19 protein-coding genes are annotated in these 20,570 nt (G+C 41.4%); 9 read left to right on the top strand and 10 right to left on the bottom strand.

Annotated elements, in window-relative coordinates; genetic code table 11:
• Together rsgA and B5Y40_RS02985 are read right to left on the bottom strand one after the other, a co-directional pair.
• Window positions 1-915: a ribosome small subunit-dependent GTPase A gene (gene rsgA, locus B5Y40_RS02980; RefSeq protein ID WP_079685215.1), complete on the bottom strand. Its 915-nt coding sequence runs from the start codon at window positions 913-915 to the stop codon at window positions 1-3.
• 72 nt (window positions 916-987) lie between these two features.
• A complete protein-coding gene (locus B5Y40_RS02985; protein ID WP_079685216.1) occupies window positions 988-2,235 on the bottom strand; it encodes a 3-deoxy-D-manno-octulosonic acid transferase in 1,248 nt (415 codons plus the stop codon).
• 117 nt (window positions 2,236-2,352) lie between these two features.
• Between B5Y40_RS02985 and B5Y40_RS02990 the strand changes: the two genes are divergently transcribed.
• Window positions 2,353-3,399, top strand: a complete 1,047-nt coding sequence (locus B5Y40_RS02990) for a DUF6588 family protein (RefSeq protein WP_079685217.1) — start codon at window positions 2,353-2,355, stop codon at window positions 3,397-3,399.
• Window positions 3,400-3,543: 144 nt separating this feature from the next.
• Window positions 3,544-4,545, top strand: coding sequence for a DUF4421 domain-containing protein (locus B5Y40_RS02995; protein WP_143785580.1), 1,002 nt, complete (start codon window positions 3,544-3,546; stop codon window positions 4,543-4,545).
• A gap of 42 nt (window positions 4,546-4,587) precedes the next feature.
• Here the strand turns inward: B5Y40_RS02995 and B5Y40_RS03000 are convergent, their stop codons facing one another.
• Window positions 4,588-5,361 carry an enoyl-CoA hydratase-related protein gene (locus B5Y40_RS03000; protein ID WP_079685219.1) on the bottom strand — a complete coding sequence of 258 codons (774 nt, stop codon included), beginning with the start codon at window positions 5,359-5,361 and terminating at the stop codon, window positions 4,588-4,590.
• Window positions 5,362-5,648: 287 nt separating this feature from the next.
• Between B5Y40_RS03000 and B5Y40_RS03010 the strand changes: the two genes are divergently transcribed.
• Window positions 5,649-6,143, top strand: coding sequence for a low molecular weight protein-tyrosine-phosphatase (locus tag B5Y40_RS03010; RefSeq protein ID WP_079685221.1), 495 nt, complete (start codon window positions 5,649-5,651; stop codon window positions 6,141-6,143).
• Here the strand turns inward: B5Y40_RS03010 and B5Y40_RS03015 are convergent.
• The gene (locus B5Y40_RS03015) at window positions 6,133-7,377 is read right to left on the bottom strand and encodes an aspartate kinase (protein WP_079685222.1); all 1,245 of its coding nucleotides are present in this window, start codon (window positions 7,375-7,377) and stop codon (window positions 6,133-6,135) included. The two genes, B5Y40_RS03010 and B5Y40_RS03015, sit on opposite strands and share 11 nt — an antisense overlap.
• A gap of 49 nt (window positions 7,378-7,426) precedes the next feature.
• Here B5Y40_RS03015 and fbp point away from each other — a divergent pair, with 49 nt between their 5' ends.
• Together fbp and B5Y40_RS03025 are read left to right on the top strand one after the other, a co-directional pair.
• Window positions 7,427-8,449: a class 1 fructose-bisphosphatase gene (gene fbp / locus B5Y40_RS03020; protein ID WP_143785581.1), complete on the top strand. Its 1,023-nt coding sequence runs from the start codon at window positions 7,427-7,429 to the stop codon at window positions 8,447-8,449.
• A gap of 45 nt (window positions 8,450-8,494) precedes the next feature.
• A complete protein-coding gene (locus B5Y40_RS03025; protein ID WP_079685223.1) occupies window positions 8,495-9,538 on the top strand; it encodes a DUF6807 domain-containing protein in 1,044 nt (347 codons plus the stop codon).
• A 91-nt stretch (window positions 9,539-9,629) separates the two neighbouring features.
• Here B5Y40_RS03025 and B5Y40_RS03030 read toward each other — a convergent pair whose 3' ends face one another.
• Window positions 9,630-10,049 carry a DUF5606 family protein gene (locus tag B5Y40_RS03030; RefSeq protein ID WP_079685224.1) on the bottom strand — a complete coding sequence of 140 codons (420 nt, stop codon included), beginning with the start codon at window positions 10,047-10,049 and terminating at the stop codon, window positions 9,630-9,632.
• A 77-nt stretch (window positions 10,050-10,126) separates the two neighbouring features.
• Window positions 10,127-10,744 carry a ribosome biogenesis GTP-binding protein YihA/YsxC gene (gene yihA, locus B5Y40_RS03035; RefSeq protein ID WP_079685225.1) on the bottom strand — a complete coding sequence of 206 codons (618 nt, stop codon included), beginning with the start codon at window positions 10,742-10,744 and terminating at the stop codon, window positions 10,127-10,129.
• 158 nt (window positions 10,745-10,902) lie between these two features.
• Here yihA and B5Y40_RS03040 point away from each other — a divergent pair, with 158 nt between their 5' ends.
• The 4 genes from B5Y40_RS03040 to B5Y40_RS03055 all read left to right on the top strand — a co-directional run bounded on the left by B5Y40_RS03040 (window position 10,903) and on the right by B5Y40_RS03055 (window position 15,341).
• Entirely contained in the window at window positions 10,903-13,065 is a 2,163-nt protein-coding gene (locus tag B5Y40_RS03040) for an OmpA family protein (RefSeq protein ID WP_079685226.1), read from the top strand.
• 109 nt (window positions 13,066-13,174) lie between these two features.
• Window positions 13,175-13,894, top strand: a complete 720-nt coding sequence (ubiE, locus tag B5Y40_RS03045; protein ID WP_079685227.1) for a bifunctional demethylmenaquinone methyltransferase/2-methoxy-6-polyprenyl-1,4-benzoquinol methylase UbiE — start codon at window positions 13,175-13,177, stop codon at window positions 13,892-13,894.
• The gene (gene porT / locus B5Y40_RS03050) at window positions 13,843-14,583 is read left to right on the top strand and encodes a type IX secretion/gliding motility protein PorT/SprT (RefSeq protein WP_079685228.1); all 741 of its coding nucleotides are present in this window, start codon (window positions 13,843-13,845) and stop codon (window positions 14,581-14,583) included. The genes ubiE and porT overlap by 52 nt, the downstream gene beginning before the upstream one ends.
• Window positions 14,584-14,585: 2 nt before the next feature.
• A complete protein-coding gene (locus B5Y40_RS03055) occupies window positions 14,586-15,341 on the top strand; it encodes an SDR family NAD(P)-dependent oxidoreductase (RefSeq protein ID WP_079687065.1) in 756 nt (251 codons plus the stop codon).
• Here B5Y40_RS03055 and B5Y40_RS03060 read toward each other — a convergent pair.
• The 4 genes from B5Y40_RS03060 to B5Y40_RS03075 form a co-directional block, all read right to left on the bottom strand.
• Window positions 15,338-15,994: an alpha/beta hydrolase gene (locus tag B5Y40_RS03060; protein ID WP_079685229.1), complete on the bottom strand. Its 657-nt coding sequence runs from the start codon at window positions 15,992-15,994 to the stop codon at window positions 15,338-15,340. The genes B5Y40_RS03055 and B5Y40_RS03060 overlap by 4 nt on opposite strands.
• Before the next feature lie 70 nt (window positions 15,995-16,064).
• A complete protein-coding gene (locus B5Y40_RS03065; RefSeq protein ID WP_079685230.1) occupies window positions 16,065-16,484 on the bottom strand; it encodes a hypothetical protein in 420 nt (139 codons plus the stop codon).
• 24 nt (window positions 16,485-16,508) lie between these two features.
• Complete coding sequence (locus B5Y40_RS03070) at window positions 16,509-17,408, bottom strand: hypothetical protein (RefSeq protein ID WP_079685231.1); 900 nt, start codon at window positions 17,406-17,408, stop codon at window positions 16,509-16,511.
• Window positions 17,409-17,476: 68 nt separating this feature from the next.
• Entirely contained in the window at window positions 17,477-20,560 is a 3,084-nt protein-coding gene (locus B5Y40_RS03075; protein ID WP_079685232.1) for an ATP-binding cassette domain-containing protein, read from the bottom strand.
• Between the last annotated feature and the right edge of the window lie 10 nt (window positions 20,561-20,570).

A 20,570-nucleotide genomic window follows, 5' to 3' on the forward strand; every position in this document is an offset into this window, starting at 1 on the left:
TTATTTCCTGTTATCCTCCCCCAATACCATACTATAATAACTTTGATAGCGGCTGATCGCGATTTTTTCATTTTGCACAGCATCGATAATGGCGCACTTCGGTTCGTTTATATGTATACAACGCGCACCAAATTTACATTCCAGTCGCAGGTCACGCATCTCCGGAAAATAGTCTGATAGTTCCTGCTCGCTCATTTCCACAAGGCCCCATTCTTTTACACCAGGAGTATCGATCACATACGTCTTGTTATCTAAAGGAAACATTTCCGCGAAGGTCGTGGTGTGCATACCTTTTTCAGAGAACGTAGAGATGTCACCAACGGCCTGGCTAATGGTCGGAGCGATCCTGTTCAGGAGGGTAGATTTACCAACACCGGAGTGTCCCGCGATCAATGTGACTTTGTTTTGTAAAATTTTTCGGACCTCCACTAAATCATCCTGGTGGGCCGAAGTAGAGAAGCACGTTACACCTATACTTTCATACAGGTTGATCAATTGATTAACATAGATCGCTTCCTCTTCCACTAGCAAATCCCGCTTGTTGAAAATAATTATTTGTGGAATGCGATACGCTTCCGCACTCACCAGAAACCGGTCTATAAATCCTAATGAAGTTCTGGGAAGAGCAAGCGTTACAACGAGCAGTGCCTGGTCAATGTTTGCAGCGAGTACATGTGAGTGCCCGGTCTTCTTTACCGATTGCCGCAGTATATGATTGTGGCGTGGAAGAATTTCTGTGATCGATCCAATCTCATGTTCAAGGTCTATAATCACATAGTCACCTACTGCTACCGGGTTTGTTTCCTTTATACCCTCCAGCCTGATCTTTCCACGTACACGGCAATTATACTTCTTCCCGTCTTCTGCAAGCACGTCATAAAACGATCCGGTGGAGCGCATCACTGTTCCCTTCATTTCTTTTCAGTTAACCGTTATCAGTCAGGTAAAGTTAGCTTTTTCCTACAACGCTATACCGGGCAATTGCAACTAATGTGGTTTAACACCTAATTGTTCCCGGCAGTAGTGCATGATCTTTTCAGTTGCTCCCAAATTCTCTTCCGTATATTGGCGCGTCACTTCACATGCCAGTAGAAAATTTTCAGGCAGGTTGAGCATTTCATACTTTGCCTTCAGGTCTGTATAGTCAGCGATCTCAAAAGCGCCACCACGGTTAATCAAGTCTTTGGCTTCCTGGAATTTTTCGAAGTTTTTGTTTCCGAAAAGTATAGGAACACCATAGCAGGCGGCTTCCAGTATATTATGAAGACCTTTACCAAATGCGCCTCCTATATATGCAAATTCGCCGTAGCGGTATAATCGCGAAAGCATTCCTATATTATCGATGATCAACACCTGGTAATCCTCCAGGTGTGTTTGTTGTGATGCAGCAGTATAGCGGATCGATTTTACGAGAAGCTGTTTTTCAAGCCACACCACAGAAGACTCGGAAATCTCATGGGGTGCAATGATAAATTTCATCTTGTTCTCATTGATGAAAGGCGCAAGTATCTCTATATCTTCCGGCCAGCAGCTTCCAATCACCATTGCCTTTTGATCGTTCTTGAATGCTTTGGCTATATCAATTTCGCCACCTTGTTTTACGATCTGGTGTACTCTGTCGAAACGTGTATCGCCAACGCGTTTGCTATTGGTAATGTTGATCGATTGAAGCAATTGTCGCGATTCATCGTTCTGTACAAAGAAGTATGAAAAGTTGTCGAGGATCTTGCGATAAAAGCCACCAAGGCGATGAAAGAATATCTGGTCTTTCCGAAATATAGCAGAGATGGAGATCAACGGAATTTTACGGGCGTGAAGTTCTTTTGCGTAATAATGCCAGAACTCATACTTCACAAAAATGACAAGCACAGGTTTGGTAAGGGCTATGAATCGTGCAGCATTTTTTCGAGTGTCCAATGGCAAGTAATAAATATAGTCTGCTTTATCATAATTCTTTCTCACCTCATAGCCGGAAGGTGAGAAGAAGGTTAGCAAAATTTTTATGTTGGGAAATTCCTTTTTCAACGCTTCGATCACAGGTCTTCCCTGTTCAAATTCACCCAGCGAGGCGCAATGGATCCATACCAGCGGAGATGTATCCGTGATGCTGGCAGATAATTGTTTGAATAGTTTTTTGCGTCCCGCAACAAAAGCTTTTGCCTTTGGATGAAAAGGACTTGCGAGTCTTAAAAGAAACCCCAATAGTCCTATAAAAACACTATATAAAACCTCCATTATCCGGTAAAAATACAAACATGTGTTGAAGACGTATTATTATTTGACGATCTTTCATTAAAACAAAGATTACCAAACGTTAGATTTTGGAATGAATCAGCGTCTAATTAAAAATCTATGGAATTATTCAAAAAAACAGCAGTTGTATTCGGATTATTTTTTGCGATGTCGGTACCGACTTTTGCGCAGGATGACATTGACGAGTTGTTGAGAGAAAGTGTTGATGACGGAAAGAAATTGATAGATGGTTACATTTCTCCTTTTATGAAAAGTGTAACGTTGGGATTAAACTCGGGATGGTATAACACAGCAAAGACGCATAAAATTGTTGGCATCGACCTTACGGTAACAGCCAGTGCCATGACTATTCCCAAGAGTGATCTATTTTATGATGTAACAAAACTAGGATTGACAAAGGTTGAACTGGTGCAGCCTGGTGATCCAATGTATCCTGCGGGCTCTCCTGATTATCCTAACGCTCCCACTATATTTGGACCGGACCGGTCTCCGCAGTATAAAGAGAAAGGTAACTTGTTAGATCAGCCTTTTGATGGACCCAGCGGTCTTGATCTGAAAGGTAATGTCGGTAAGAACTGGATGCCGGTGCCCATGGTACATTTAGGTATAGGCTTACCAAAAGGTACTGATCTTAAAATCCGCTTTACTCCCAGTATCGATCTGGATGATGACTCACAATTTAAACTATTTGGTATAGGCGTCATGCACGATGTGAAGCAATATATACCAGGTCTTAAATTATTACCATTCGATCTTTCAGCATTCGTAGGCTATACTAGACTTTCGCTTGACTATAAATATACCAGTACAGATATCCAAACTGAAAATGCAAGGGGTGAAATGGTGATGAATGCAACCACAATGCAGGCCGTTATCTCCAAAAAGGTTTCTGTGCTCACCGTATATGGAGGCTTGGGATATAACATTGCCAAGTCCAACTTAAGTGTGTTGGGGAAATGGGATGTGAATAATAGCGGAACGTATGATGCGGATGAGATCGATCCTGTTCAGTTGAATTATGCAGCATCCGGTCCTCGCGTAACCGCAGGCTTCCGGTTGAAGCTGGCGGTGTTTACGTTGCATGCTGACTACACTTTGCAAAAGTATAATGCGCTTACGGTAGGTTTCGGTATCAACGTGAGATAGCGTTATGAGATACTAGCGAAGAGTTTACTCTTAACTTGTAGAACAAAGGCAACGGTTTTGAATCGTTGCCTTTGTTTTTTCATGGATTCCGTGATTGTTATTGAATAATCATTGTGGTTCCCTTTTTTAACAGTTAGGCGTAACGTGGCAAAACTAATATCAGTAGTCTTATTTGTGGTGTGGGCTTTTCAGGGAATGGCCCAGAGTGATGCTCGGGATACTACCTATTATGCTACATATGATAAGATTATTACAGCACGCTTTTACTTTTCTCAGAAGTATACCTCATATCAATATAGAGATGATGCGGAGGGGATACGCTTGCGGTATAAGCCGAACACTACATTAAACATGGGGGTAGGTGCCACCTATAAATGGGCGACATTAAACCTCGCCTACGGCTTCGGCTTTTTGAATCGCGATGAAGCGAAAGGCAAAACAAAATACCTCGATCTTCAAACACATATATATGGTCGCAAATTAATCATTGACGCCTTCGGTCAATTCTATACGGGCTTCTATATGAATAAGGACGAGATCGAGCAAGGTGCTTCGGGGTATTATTTGCGACCCGATATTAAAGTGCGATACCTCGGAGCTTCGGGGCAGTATCTTTTTAATCATAAACGATTTTCGTATCGAGCTTCTTTTTTGCAAAGTGAGTGGCAAAAGAAATCAGCAGGATCGTTATTGGCAGGAGTAGAATTTTTTCTGGGAAGAAGTAAAGCTGACAGCTCCATCGTTCCTGCTGTGATCCGTGGACAAATCAATGAAACCGACCTGAATCAGGTAGATTTTTTTGACATTGGACCCAACATCGGATACATCTACACCTTTGTTTACAAGAAGCACTTTTATATAACGGGTCAGGCAACAGTAAGTCTCGACTATGGCATACATACCTTACGTATGAATGGAGAAAATAAACGCTCCTCTGTTTTCAGTCCAAACTCTTCCTTTAGTTTCTTTGCAGGGTATAATTCGAAGACGTGGGCGTTAAGTTTTATTTTCGTTAACAAGAATATAAGCATCGCTTCGGAAGAGGACCGCATCGATTTTAATACAGGCAATCTACGCTTTAATATCGTGCATCGGTTTGTGCCACACGGAAAAACAAAGCGCGTATTGAAAGAGGTGATCCGATAATATAATAGATACTATATATACTGTATTATATATAGCTATATCTTACTTTCCTTTGAAATCAGGTTTACGTCTCTCTACAAATGCACGCATGCCTTCCTTCTGATCTTCCGAAGCGAAGGTGAGGTAAAAATTCTTTCGCTCGAAAGATAGTCCTTCATCCAGGTGTGTTTCGAATGATCGGTTCACGGCTTCTTTCGCAAGCTGTGCTGCTATAGGCGACATCTGTGCGATTTCTTTTGCTAATTGCGCAGCTTCATATAGGTACATTTCAACCGGCACCACTTTATTAACAAGTCCGTAGGCTTGAGCTTCTTCAGCGGTAATAAATCTTCCGGTCAAGATGAGTTCCATCGCTTTAGCTTTACCGATGGCTTTTGTTAATCGCTGTGTTCCACCGGCTCCGGGCATTACACCGATCTTGATCTCGGGCTGACCAAACTTCGCAGTTTCAGAAGCGATGATCATATCACACATCATGGCAAGTTCACAACCTCCGCCCAACGCAAAACCAGAGACTGCAGCAATGATCGGTTTTTTTATCCTGCGGATCTGATCCCACGTACTGAACTGGTCGATCACCAGCATATCGATAGCACTCTTATCAGACATTTGTTTAATATCAGCACCTGCTGCAAAAGCTTGTTCATTGCCGGTGATGATCACCACCCGGACGGAATCATTTTTATCAAGTTGTTGTAACGTATCGCGTAACTCCTGCATGAGCTGTGTATTCAGCGCATTTAATTCTTTAGGACGGTTTAGTTGTATCAGCGCAACAGCAGGTTCGTACTGCTCGCGAACAAGAATATATTCCATGAGCGTTATTTTCTATAAATGTAAATAACGGGAATGAAGGATAGAAACTGCTATAAAAAGAGAAAGCCCCCTTTTGCAAGGAGGCCTTCAAACCAAAAGGCAGTACTTAAAAAAGTGTGCTATGCATACATAAATAAGATTTTGCATGCTTTTGTAACCCTTTATCTCGATTATTTTTGCAGCAGCATTTTAAAGGCGCTGGGTGATTTTGATACGGAAATTAGTTAAAATCCTCATTTTTAACATCTTCCGCGTTCAAAGAACCGCACGAACGCTATTCGAAAATTATGGAGCGTGTCAAGATATTGTTTGTATGCCTTGGTAATATTTGTCGATCACCACTGGCCGAGGCTGTTTTTAAGCATAAAATAAAGGGTAGCGCATTAGAGAAATATGTGGTAGCTGACTCCTGTGGTACTTCCAATTATCATATTGGCGACATCCCGGATAGCCGCACAATTGCCAATGCACTTAAGAATGGAGTAAGCATCGATCACTTCGGAAGGCAGCTGTGTACGAACGATTTGGATCAATTCGACTATATATTAGCGATGGATCACAGCAATCACAAGAATATATTAAGACTTACCAATGCAGATCAGCACACGCAGAAAGTTATGTTGATGCGCGATTTTGATCCGCATGGTAAAGGGCTTGAGGTACCAGATCCATACTATGGCGGTGAAAAAGGTTTCCAGGAAGTGTTTGATATACTCGACCGCTCGATGGATCAGTTCATCAAACACCTTGAAGTAAAATACCTTCCACAGGTTAAAGCCTGACCAGCACTTGTAGTGTTGATCGTGAAGATTGCTCAAGCAATACTCCGGCATGACTGCGGTACATTTCAAAAGTCTTCTCATCGTAGTTCTTCACGGTGATAAGCGTGAGCCCTGTATTATAGTATACTTCAAAATGCTCCTGCAATTTTTGAATCAGCGATAGCACTTTATGCTCACGGAAGTCAAGGCAAAATGAAAATGATATAGCAGAATTCTGCATAACATTTACACGAAGGTCGAGCGATGAAAGTGCATTGAAAATGATACTGAGGTGTTGCTCGGTAACAAAAGTATAGTCTGTAACCTTACAGGATATGAGACATTGATTGTCTTTGAATACGATTAAAGGCGGAAGGTCATATACCTTGCATTCATGGATCTTGGTTCCGGGTAAGGATGGATCTTCGAAGTTCTTTACTAGCAGCGGTATACCTTTATTGGCGAGCGGTTTAATGGTTTTGGGATGGATCACGTTCGCACCATAGTACGTCATCTCTGCAGCTTCCTGAAAAGGTAATTCTTCAAACACCGTAGCGGCAGATAGTCGCTTGGGATCGGCATTCATAACACCCGGTACATCTTTCCAGATTGTTACTGAGCTAGCAACAAGCGATGAAGCAAATATAGCAGCCGAAAAATCGGAGCCCTCTCTGCCAAGCGTGGTGGTATATCCGTCTTCTGTGCTTCCTATAAAGCCTTGCGTTATAATGATATTCTTTTCGAGTACCGGTTTAAGCGCTTGAATTTTAGCTGATGTTTTTATCCAGTCTACCTTTCCTTCACGAAAGTTTTTATCGGTTGTTATACACGTGCGCGCATCAAGCCAATGAGAATGAAGGCCGATGCTTATGAGGTAATGATGGACGATCACTGAAGAGATCATCTCTCCGATTGAAACAACCTGGTCATATATCTGGTCAAATTCTCCGGAACCCTGAAGCTGTGTTCGCAGTTCCTGAAAGAGTGTCTCAACAGCTATATATACTTCATGCCCTGCCGGGAATAATTGTTTGAGTATTTCTTGATGATAGTCGTTGAGTATGGTAATTTGAGAAGAACTGTTTTGACCGGAGATAGCCAGGCTGTGGATTTTCTCAAGTGCGTTTGTACTCTTCCCCATGGCAGAAACAACGACCAATAATTTATCTGGACCATGCTGGCGAATGATGGAAGCAACATTCTTTACCCCGTCCGCATTTTTCAGCGAAGCTCCTCCGAATTTAAAAACCTTCATTTCAGTTGACTAAATCGTTTGCAAATTTAACTTTAGGCAAATTTTGACCATGCAAAGATCAATCAATAAAGCCAACACACCAAGTATTGAGACCTCTAGAATTGCACAACCGATAGGCAGCCCGCTGGATCGTTTCATTAAAAACAATCAAGACCAGTTCGCATATGCAAGTGGCGAGCTATCACAAATACTTCGCGATATAGCACTTGCCTCGAAAGTAGTGAACCGCGAAGTGAATAAGGCCGGCCTCATTGATATCATGGGTGCGGTTGGATCTCAAAACATGGCGGGCGATGATCAACAAAAACTGGATGTACTGGCCAACATCCGCTTCACGCGTGCACTGGCAAAAGGTGGTGAAGTATGTGCGCTGGTTTCAGAAGAATCGGATTCTTTTGTGGATTTGAGCAATGAAGGTAAATATGTGATCGCCATTGATCCGCTTGACGGTTCCTCAAATATAGATGTAAATGTATCCATCGGCACCATCTTCTCTGTATACCGCAGGAAGAGTCCGGCGGGCACGCCTATTCAGCAGGAAGATATACTTCAGCGCGGTGCAGACCAGGTTGCTGCCGGTTATGTTTTATATGGATCTTCCACCATGTTGGTATATACTACCGGTCATGGTGTGAATGGTTTTACCTACGATCCGACACTTGGCGAATACTTCCTTTCCCATCCGAATATGCATATGCCTGAAGACGGCAGGATATATTCTGTGAATGAGGGTTCTGCAAATTCTTTTTCGAAACCTGTGAAAGACTATATTCAGTATTGCAAAGACCAGAAATATACTGCGCGCTATATTGGTTCGCTGGTGGCTGATTTTCACCGTAACATGCTGAAGGGTGGCGTCTATATTTATCCGGCAACGGCAAAAGATCCCGATGGTAAATTAAGGTTGATATACGAATGCAACGCGCTTGCTTTTATAGCAGAGCAAGCCGGAGGAAAAGCTACCAACGGGCAAATGCGTATACTGGATATCACACCGGGTACACTGCATCAGCGCACCGCGTTTTATGTAGGCTCAAAAAACATGGTCGATAAGTCGGGGTCGTTTAGCTAAAAGAACGTCCCAGGGAGAAGATACTATACATTTAACCTTTCAATCATGAAGAGCATTCGTTTCCTTATTCTTTCAGGGCTGGTATATATGATGATCAATTCTGTTTATGCGCAAAAAGGTTTCTCAGTAATCGAAAAGAAAGACAACAAGAAAATTGAAATCCTATACGATGGAAAATTTCTAACGGCATATTGTTATTTCGACTCTACTGAAAAGCCTGTTTTATTTCCGATCAAAACCCTTACGGGAAATGTGATCACACGCGGCTACCCGATAGCTCCCCGTGCCGGAGAACGTACTGACCATCCGCACCATGTAGGGCTGTGGTTGAATTATGAAAGTGTAAACGGTCTGGACTTCTGGAATAACAGCGATGCTATTCCGAAGGAAAAGAAAGATAAATATGGATCAATTCATCATCAGAAAGCACTTCTTGCAAAAGGAGGAAAAGACAAAGCTGAACTACAAACCGTAAGCCATTGGGTAGATATAAATGGAAATGTACTACTCGAAGAAACCACTCATTTTGTATTCACGGCAAAGAATGGAAATTTTATCATCGATCGGTCTTGTGTTCTCAAGGCTATAGCAAATGAGGTTTTGTTTAAAGATGTGAAAGATGGTTTCATTGCTATTCGCGTGGCGAGGGCTTTGGAGATGCCATCGAAGCAGGAAGATAAATTTGTAGATGTACATGGTAATGTAACGTCTGTGTCGAAGCTGGACAACGCAGGGGTTACCGGACTATATGTGAACAAGGAAGGTATAACGGGAGATCAAACCTGGGCTAAACGTTCTGTTTGGACATGTTTGAATGGCGTAAAAGATGGAGAGACTATATCAATCGCTATCATTGATCATCCTAAAAATCCCGGCTATCCTACATATTGGCATGCAAGAGGATATGGCCTGTTTGCTGCTAATCCGCTAGGGCAAAAGATCTTTAGTGAAGGTAAAGAAGAATTGAATTTGAAATTAACGAAAGATCAGACAACTGAATTTCGATTTAGAGTTGTAATTCACGCAGGTAAAGGTCTTGCAGCACAGGACTTGAATCGCTTAGCCGATAATTTTGCTGCTGGCAAATAGTTTGGCTATATAAAAGCTAAAGCACAAAAAAGCAAAAGAGAAAGTCATGAAGACTTTCTCTTTTGCTATATATACCTTCTAAGTGATACTGTTACTTTTTCTCTTCTTCTTTTGCTGCCGTTAGAATATCGGGAGCAAATTTCTGGATGAGTTCATACCATTTTACAAGTTTCTTGATATCAGAAACGTAAACACGGTTCTCATCATATTCCGGAAGAATAGCCTTCAAGAAAGATTTCAGTTCATTACCATCCGAGTTAGAATCAACTCCAAGGTCGTTACCAAAATCCGCATGGATTTTTTTCAAAACTTCTTCCAGCGATACCGTGCCTTCTTTGGTTGTGGTATAGATGGAGATTTCATTCAACAATGAAAGTCTGTGACTGGCTGTAGCAACCAGTTTGGTTTTGGTTTCATCCAAAGACTCCAGGATCACTCCGGACTTTGTTGGCGCCATTACTTTAAAGAGTCCTCCTTTTCCGGAGATCGTTGCTAATTCCGCTAATGTCATAATTTAAATTATCTCTATCGCGCAAAGCTAATTAAAACACGAAGCAGGCAAAAGACAGAGGTTAAAATAGTAGGATGCTATTCTTCTTCCTTTTGTTGCTGATAAACCTTTAACGCTTCTTCGATGAATGTTAATACTTCATCGCGGCCAATTTTCTTTTCAGAAGAAGTTATAAGAACAGGAGGGACCTCATCCCAATCTTCTAACAAAGTTTTTTTAAAAAGGCTGACGTTTCGTTGCAGCTCGTTCGGTTTCAGTTTGTCACTCTTGGTAAAAAGCAACGCCATGGGTACCCCCTGACTTCCAACCCAGTTGATAAAGCTCAAATCATTTTTTTGTGGCTCGAGTCGTGAGTCTATCAAAATAAAAATGCAGGAAAGATTTTCGCGTTTCAAAACATAATCTTCAATCATTTGCCCGAATCCTTCGCGCGTAGTTTTGCTTACGCTGGCATAGCCATACCCTGGAAGATCGACCAGGTACCAGGCTTCGTTAATCAGAAAATGATTTATAGTTTGCGTTTTGCCAGGCTTGGCAGAAGTCTTCGCGAGACCTTTAGTCTGCGTTAACATGTTGATCACCGAAGACTTGCCTACATTTGATCGTCCGATGAAAGCGAACTCCGGCTTGTTGGGTTCAGGGCATTTACGCACATCAGCATAACTCGAAATAAACTCAGCCGCAGTAATCTTCATCCTCTTAAAGTAATAATTGAAGGCCAAAATACTAAGTTTGTAATGAATTTGAGTTTATGATTTCAAAAATCTATTCCGAAATCCACAGTTTTTCCTATCTTGTAGTATTATTGTGAAGCTTTTTTATTCATAACTTTAGTGTACAAACTTTTTAAGCGATGTCCAGTATCCGAAGTGTACTGATTTTTTTGACTTTACTTGTACTATCCAGACCAGTTTTCGCCCAGCAGCCTCCCAAGGAACTTGCTGAGGAATACATGACTCAGGCCGAACTTACATTGGAAGCCACAAAGGCCCTTGATGATGCGCGAGCGCTTGTGGTTACAGCCGCTGATCTTGATACGACATTTCTGAAAGCCAATTATGAAGCAGGGCGGTTGCACCTGATCACCATTGATAAACAGATGGCTGCAAAATATTTGCTGCGTGTTTACCGGCAAGACCCTGACTATAGATTTGATATTGAATATTCTATCGGAAGAAGTTTTCAATACGGTGAGAAATTCGATCAGGCTATAGATTTCTATAATCGTTATAAAGATAAGCTTGCCAAAAAACCAGGCTATCAGGGTAAAGATAAAGTCGATGTTGCTGTTGTTGACCGTGCCATCTTCGAATGTCAGAACGCAAAAGAGTATTTTTCAAACCCGAAGAATTTTTCGATTGTAAATATTGGCCGTGAAATCAATTCGGAATATGAAGACTATGTACCGGTATTGAACGAACAGGAAAACGAACTCTTTTTTACTACCCGAAGAAGAGATGACAACTTGAACCAAAATGTGGCAGACGATAACAAGCCATGGGAAGATATTTTCTTTGCTACAAAGAGTGGCAATACCTGGTCGTACGCCAAAAATATTGGTATGCCTGTCAATACTCCTTACCACAACTCAAACCTCGGTTTGTCTGCAGATGGTAATACATTGTTCATTTACATGGATGAAGGTGGAGGAGATATATACTACAGCGAACGTGTCAATGGTGTTTGGGGAGAACCTTTGCCTATGCCCGGAATCATTAACTCAAGCTTTGAAGAAAAATCCGTTTCCATATCAAGTGATGAGAAAACGCTTTACTTCTCCAGTAATCGCCCCGGTGGATTTGGAGGATTAGATCTCTACCGTGCTACCAAAGACAGCAAAGGCGAATGGTCGAATGTGAAGAATCTTGGCCCGAAGATCAATACTGATTTGGATGATGACGCTCCTTTTATAGACTACGATCTGGTAACACTATATTTCAGTAGTAAAGGACATAAAGGAATGGGTGGATTCGATGTATTTAAAAGTACATTCGATCTGAAAGGTAACGAGTGGAGTGAACCGGAAAACCTCGGGTATCCTATCAATACACCGGACAATGATATATACTTCGTTTCATCGAAGGACAGCAAGCGTGCCTATTACTCATCCGTTCGTGAAGATGGCATGGGGTATACCGATATATATATGATCACCATTCCGGATGGCCTTAAAAACCCGCAACCGGCCGTTGCAAAAAATCCGGAGCCTCCAAAAGATACTACTACTGCGAGTACCACTACAACTCCGACCGTTACAAAGAACGAACCGAAGACTGATCCTGTAAAGGTGACACCAACGAAAGTTGAGCCTAAGAATCAACCGAAGACTGATGTTGTTAAGACAGAACCTAAGACAGAGCCTAAAAAGGAACCTAAGAAACCAATCGTTCCAATTAAATATATAGTGTCGGTGGTAGATTCGGAAGGTAAAACTCCGCTGGATGCTAAAGTTAAACTCGTAGGTGCCAAGGATAATGTAATTATAGGATCAACCTCGAACGGGAATGGTGTTTATGAGTTTACCATCAAGAATGGGCAAGCAAAAGATTACCGGTTGTCGGTTGATCGTGATGGCTATGCATTCCAGAATATGAATGTGAAAATTCAAGGTGCGACCACAGAAGAGAAAACGATTAACCGCACAATAGAACTTCGTAAACTTTCTGTTGGCGTTACTTCCATTCTTCGGAATATATACTTTGATTTTGACAAGGCAAGCTTCCAGACCGAATCGTATGCTGAGCTTAATAAGCTTGAAGCAATGATGCGTACCAATAGCAATATGACGATCGAATTAGCGGGTCATACAGATGCCATAGGCACAAAAGCTTATAACATGTTCCTCTCTCAGAAGCGTGCTGAAGCGGTAAAGGATTATCTTACCAAGAAAGGTATTGACACCCGCAGAATCAAAGCCGTTGGTTATGGCAAAACCAAGCCACTCGCCAGCAACGATGATGAAGACGAAGGCCGCGAGCTGAACAGACGCGTTGAATTTAAAGTGCTCTCGAATTAATTAGCCGTTAATTGTTATCCGAAAAATGCCTTTCGGATAACAATTAACGATTCACTACTAACGGATATCCCTCAAACCATTACCTTCGTCCCTTGTTATAGCGAGTACAATGGTTGTTCCCTACAAAGAAGAAAAATCAGGTAAGAAAGAGCAGGTGGCTAAAATGTTTGATAACATTAGCCATCGTTACGATTTCTTAAATCACTTTCTGAGCCTTGGTATCGATAAAGGCTGGCGAAAAAAAGCAATTCAGTATTTAAAGCCTTTTCAACCCAAGCAACTCCTAGATGTTGCTACGGGCACAGGCGATTTTGCCATTCAGGCACTCGCGCTCAATCCTGAAAAGATCATTGGCATTGATATTTCGGCAGGCATGCTGGAAGTAGGCAAACGAAAAATCGTGGACCGGCATGTATCGGATCGCATCGAATTGATGCTCGGAGATTCTGAAAACCTTCCGTTCGAGGATGGCAGATTTGATGCCGTGACGGTTGCTTTTGGCGTTCGTAACTTCGAAAATCTGGAACGTGGTCTCCGTGAAATTAACCGCGTGTTAAAGCCGAATGGACAACTGGTGGTGCTGGAATTCTCCAAACCTCAAAAATTTCCTTTCCGGCAGGTATATAATTTTTATTTTAAATTCGTTTTGCCTAAGATCGGTAGAGCAATATCAAGCGATAAAGCTGCCTATACGTATCTTCCTGAATCTGTAGAGGCTTTTCCGGATGGTGAAAAATTTCTTCACATCCTTAATATTGTCGGATTTAAACATGCGAAATGCAGAACACTCACATTTGGAATAAGCTCTATATACACCGGTACAAAGTAATCTTTGTACTAAGTTTACTGATATGTGCTACAACTGGCTATGGACAGAAAACCCGTTGGGTTCAAAAGAATAACCCCAACTACGATGACAAGAAGTTAACCTATGGTTTCCTCATCGGACTCCACTCATCCACCTATCAATTAAAGTATTCGGATAGTTTTGTGACACCTGATTTCGATACGGTGCATTCAGTTGTTCCGGCTTGGTCAGCAGGATTCTCATTGGGTTTTATTGTGAATTATAGACTGGATGATCAACTCGACATCCGCCTGACACCCAAGGTTGGTTTCTATGAGCACAGATTAAGCTATATCTATACAGATGATACACCCCGGGAAGATATTTTGGTAGAAAGCACGATGGTGGAATTGCCGATCCTGTTAAAGTATAAATCGCAGCGAAGAGGTAACATCCGGATGTATATGATTGGTGGTGTAGTGCCGTCAATTGAAGCATCAGGTAAAAAGAAAACAGAAGAGCGTCAGATCGGCATCAACAGTAGCAACCTTAGTATCGATGCTGGTTTTGGGTTCGATCTTTACTATCCGCTTTTTAAATTCTCTCCTGAAATACGATTTTCCCGTGGGCTCGTAAATCTTTTAAACGATAATGGCACTACCGATAAATATGGAGCTCCATTAAAGCGGATTAATACGAACACCATTACACTGTATTTCCTTTTTCAATAATGATGACGAAACGAATTGCTTTGATTACCGGTGCAACCTCTGGGATCGGTGAGGCTACGGCACGGCTACTGGCAGGTAATAACTTTAAACTTATACTCTGTGGCAGAAGAGAAGACCGGCTGCAAAGCCTAAAGCGTGAGCTTGAAGCATCAACAGAAGTAACGACTCTATCCTTTGATGTTCGTGATCAGCAAGCTATAGCAACAGCAGTAGCATCATTACCTGCAGCCTGGAAAGCAATTGATATACTTGTAAACAATGCTGGTAACGCCCATGGTTTAGATCCGATTCAAAACGGAAGTGTTGATGATTGGGATGCCATGATTGATATAAATGTGAAGGGACTTTTATATGTATCCAAGGCGGTGATTCCGGTGATGACAGAGCGAAAATCAGGACACATTATAAACCTGGGATCGATTGCCGGTAAAGAAGTATACCCGAACGGAAATGTATACTGTGCCAGTAAATTTGCTGTTGATGCACTAACACGCGGCATGCGGATCGATCTGAATCCCTTCGATATAAAAGTAACGTCAATTAATCCTGGATTAGTTGAAACCGAATTTTCACTTGTACGATTTAAAGGTGACAAGGAACGGGCTGATTTGACTTACAAAGGTATGACGCCGCTCTCGGGTAAAGACATTGCCGATATAATTCTATATGTATTGCAAGCACCAGCTCATGTTCAGCTTGCGGACATCACCGTGTTGCCTTCCGCGCAAGCAAGCAGTACGGTTGTGAAGAGAAGCTAGGTAAACTTCAAAAGTGTTTTTGAATCTATATCGTGCTTACCTTCGAATTCAACCAGAGTAGGCTCGATACCCAGTGTAGAAGATACAGATTTCATTTCAGCGAAACGGCTATCGTTTATAAATGGGTCAGATTTACCATATACCAGGAAAGTATCTTTACCTTTTAGCGTACTGTGTCCCTTCTCGAAGTTCGTATCCGGAGGGAAAACTCCGGCCCAAAGTATCAAACGCTGAAAATTTATTTTTCCATCCGTAACCCAGCGTGATGCAGTTGCGCATCCTTGAGAGAAACCGAGTATAGTAACGGGTATAGTATTAGTATTACCAATCTCGCGATGATATAGTATATTCAGATACTCCACATAATTTTCAATGTCCATTATCCGATTCTCTTTCGTCATCCATGTAGCACCAACACGATTATTGCCAGACTGCATTCGCGATGTTACGTCTTCAAGGTAAAAACGTGAAAGTCCCTCGGGAGCAATGATACAGATCTGATGCTCTTCCAGTATTTTAAACTTTTGAATAAAGTATTGGGCAAGCTGTCCATATCCATGAAGTACGATCCAGATTTGTTGTGTATCAGGAGTGATGCTTCCGATTTTATAGTAGCGTGCACGGCAATTGAAAGACAGTTCTTGTTGTTCCATACAGGAAAGGTATAAAATAAAAAAAGCCTTCCGGGGTAGGAAGGCTTTGGTATGTTATACAGAGATCTGATTAGCGCTTGAATCCAAGAGCACTACCACCACAATAGGCAGTAGAACCATCAAAGGTATATTGGATGTAATAGATACCCGTTGTGTTGCAAGGGTATGCTATAGCAGAGATAAACTGTCCGTTTACTTTGCTGGTAGCAACTTTATTACGGTTAGAATCAAAGAGGCTTACCACGATACCATCCGTAGGTTCTTTCGCAGCACAGATGTTGATCATGTATTGAGTTCCTTTGGTGAACACATAAGAATACTCAACAAAGTCTTTTCCTCCTTTTTCAATTTTATAGCTCTTTAAGAAATTGAAGCCAGTTGCTAATTTAGGAATGCAGAGGTTGCTCATGGCTTCAGAGTTGCACTGACCGATAACCTCTAATGTGCTTAGAACGCAAACGGTAAGAACAATTAATATTAATTTTTTCATAGGGCAAAATAAATTATACTTGGCTTATGCTATTATTTTGTTTCTGATAGAAGACGTTGCTGCGCTGATATTGGCGATATCCTCGGGTGTAATTTCAATGGTACTGGTACTGTTATCCTTAATTACCATTACACCGTCAACAACTTCGAAAGTAGATTCTTTATAGGTATATGTAATCTTTACTTTATCATATATCTTCTTCAACTCTTCCATGTCTTTCAACAATGATGCCATATTCTGATCTGATTCTTTATAGAAAGAAAGAAGCAGCATGATGTTTTCAAGAATGATTTTTTGCTCGCCTATAGTTTCTTTTAATTGAGCGTTATCAGGATTAGCAGCAGCTACACCACACGTAATGTGAAGAGCTTCCAACCATCCACCAGTCAGGAACAACACACTTAAATTTGCACGATCCTGAGTTTGCAGGTAGTGATTGATTGTGTTGAAGTTCTGTGTAGTGATCAATAAAAGTGAATCGAGATTTTTACTATTCGTAGCTAACCGTCCGATCGTTTCAATATCGAAGAACTGACCGATGCTTAATCCATTTGCCAACTCTTTAATAGAGGCCATGTATTTAACACCGTCTTGATTCTGCTCGTATATATTCGTGTAGCCAAGATCAGTACCATAAATTCCAAGGTTCAACGCCTTTTTATAGTTGCTGTTATACTTGGATGTATTGTCCGCTGAGTTAAGAAAGCTCGCATTGTATTTCTTGCCAGACTCTTTCAGTAAAACTGAAATTTCCAATGGACTTGGTATTTGCTGGAGGATGTCACCAATAACCTCAGAAGAGATGGTCGGTCCATCAGTAGCAGCAGTATCCAATGTATCAGCAAAAATAGGGTCGTCCGTTTTTTTACCGGATCCGCAGGCGGTAAAAAGTGCCAGGATCAGCCCGATAATTAGTATTCTCATAGATATAAAATTATACAGTTACAAAGTTAAAAATTAAGCATTCCCTGCCAAAAAGTTACGTTGTTGCTTTAATTCTTTTTCTTGGCAGATCCTTTAGATTTCCCAGGGATCCCGTCAAATGAATTGATCAGCTTGCGTAATAATTCGAAGTATAAAGTGATGTACAGGCCTATCGTCATAAACCAGATCACCAGTATATCGAATGTATAGGTACCAATTGATAATCCGAATACCTTCTTTACGGGAGCAAAAAATGGAGTACGATAATTGAGTATTCCTTCTGCTTTTGGTTCAATAAAAACCGGATTAATTTGTTGGATCAACTCACCATTATATTCAATGATGCGCTCTTTTTCGTTCACATTCTTCACAAGGTCGGCCAGACTCTCGTTGTAGTAATTATCCTTTAGCGTATTCAGGTTGTTACCTTCTTTCTCAATTTTAGCGAAGGAAGCCTCACGCAAGGCCACTGCTTTATTATAGGTGCCCTGATAGAATTTCTTATACGCCGCAAAAAAGTCTTCGAGCTTTTTATTAAAGGTTGGTGTGAAATCTTTCAGTGTCCACGGAGTTGCAAGTTCTTTTTCAATTCCTTTTTTAAAGAAGTCGTCTTGGAGTGTAGACTGAATGACATACAGATCTTTCTGCAGAATCTGTTTTATAGAATCACTTTTCTCATTGATATTATCTGCTATAAATCGGCGTTTCTTCTCCATCTCATCTACGAGGAATGAAGAGTGAAAATCAGACTGCGCTTCAAGTCTGTCGAAATTATAGAAAGGCTCTTCGTATGAATTGTTCTTAAACTGATATACTGCCATCGCCTCATACGCCCAGCGCGATGCCATCATGTCGGCTACCACCGGAACTTTACCTTTGGTACTGATAAGATCGTTAAGCTTATCGAAGTTAAAGAGTAATCCGCTTAAGATCATTTGTGGAATCAGCAACAGTGGAATCATTACATATACCGTTACAGCTGAATTGAACGCAGATGAAATGTTTAGTCCCAATACACTGGCAAAGCAAGATGTTGTAAATAACACAAGCCAGAAGGGAAGTAGCATACTCCATTCAATCTCCAGGATCAGATTGCCAATCAATACAAATGTAAACGTCTGTATAGCAGAGAGTGTAAAAAGTATAGTGAGTTTAGACATCAGGTAACTACTCCAACTCAAATTCAGGAATGATTCCCTCCGAAGTATTTTACGGTCGCGAATGATCTCTTCCGCACTAACTGTTAGCCCCATGAATAAGGCTACAATAATGCTCATGAGCATAAAGGCCGGTATATTTTCGTTGAAGCGGAAAATATACTCTTTGCCGCCCGGAGCGCTTTTATACTTAATGATGAATGCCAGGATAAGCGCCAGTAACGGAGCCTCTAACAGGTTGATCAGCAAGTATTGTTTATTGCTGAGTTTAGCCAATGTATCGCGCGTAGCGAAGATCACCGTTTGTTTGATCTTGCTGGGAAGTGTGAGGGAGTGAGGAGGTTCCTCTTTTATATCCTCAACCTTTGTTATTTTGAAACGCTCCGTATATAGATCGTACCATTGTGGTGGTGATATCTTTCGCTTGTTCGTTGGCTGTCCGTATTCATCCACCACCTTGGCTTCAATGATGTTGAAGATCTGTTCGGGATTAACATTACCACACGTTTCACACTGACCACGGCTACTATCTACCTGGTGCGTGGATTTCTTGAAGTATGTTACGGCTTCAACCGGAGGGCCATAATAAGCAGGATATCCACCGGTGTCCATGATCACCATTTTGTCGAACATCTTGTATATATCCGATGATGGCTGGTGAATAACCACAAAGATCAGCTTACCCTTTAGTGACAATTCTTTCAATAAGTCAATTACGTTTTCGGAGTCACGTGAGGAAAGACCGGAAGTAGGTTCATCAAGGAAGAGAATGGCGGGTTCACGAATTAACTCCAACGCTATATTCAGACGCTTACGCTGACCACCACTGATGGTTTTATCTAACGGATTGCCTACACGAAGATCTTTGCGCTGATCAAGGCCGAGGTTTTCCAGCACTTCCATTACACGCTTGTGTAGCTGGTCTTCGGTAAAGTGAGCAAAGCAAAGCTTCGCGTTATAGTATAAGTTTTCATATACGGTGAGTTCCTCGATCAGAAGATCATCCTGAGATACATACCCTATAACTCCGTGTATTCTGTCTTTTTCTGTGTTGATATCAAAGCCATTGATTAGTATCTGGCCTTTGGTAGGCTCTACTAATCCGGCCATAACATTTAGTAGTGTAGTTTTACCGGCACCACTCGCACCCATTATACCGATAAGTTTTCCGGGGCCTTCTGCAATTAATACATTTCGTAAACCTATAGCGCCATTTGGAAACTTCAGTTCATCGATGATAGCATTGAATGAGAGTTTAGTTGTTTTTAACTCTTCATTGTAGTTGGCAACCAGATCGCTATAGTATAGCGCATCACCGGCTTGTGTTTTGATCGTGCTTCCATGCGAGAAGAGATATACTCTGTTGGGTTGCATGGTAAAGCCGTTCAGTATATTGAGCTCATCACCGTTATATTTGGTGAAGTACATTTCAACACTGCGTACACGCATAAAAGCCAGGTTACCCTGTATATGGCCGTGTACATGTTTATATAGTTTGCCTTCTTCCGCTTTTTGATTTGAGTTGAGCAGAAGAATATCCGCGAAGTCTAATGATAAAGTGTCGTTGGAGCGAACGAAGCTCTCAATGAGATTATATTCGTCCTGGATAATATTAAAAACGGTAGAGACCGTGTTGATGATCTCCATACGCTGCGGACTGAAGTTTTTATCTGTACTTACCAGTTCGAGCAGCTTTATTAATACAACAACTTTTTGTTTTTGTGTAAGCGTTTTGTTGATCTTCTTACAGATACCGAGTGTCTTAACGGAGTCTTTTACAGAGGTAAGTTTCTTTTTGCCATCCTCCTCGTCATCTGCTTTTCCGTAGCCGGAGAATTGATCATACAGATCCAAATATTCCTTGACGGAATCTTGGTCAAGTTCTGTTTGAAAAAAGTTAATGACGTACTGTCGTTCGCGTTCAGTAACTCCGCCATCCTGTTTCGTGATAATTGCAAAAAGTTGTGTGAGGGCTTTGAGTATTTCTTCACTCATAGGTTAGATA

This window comes from Ohtaekwangia koreensis (assembly GCF_900167975.1).
GTDB lineage: Bacteria > Bacteroidota > Bacteroidia > Cytophagales > Cyclobacteriaceae > Ohtaekwangia > Ohtaekwangia koreensis.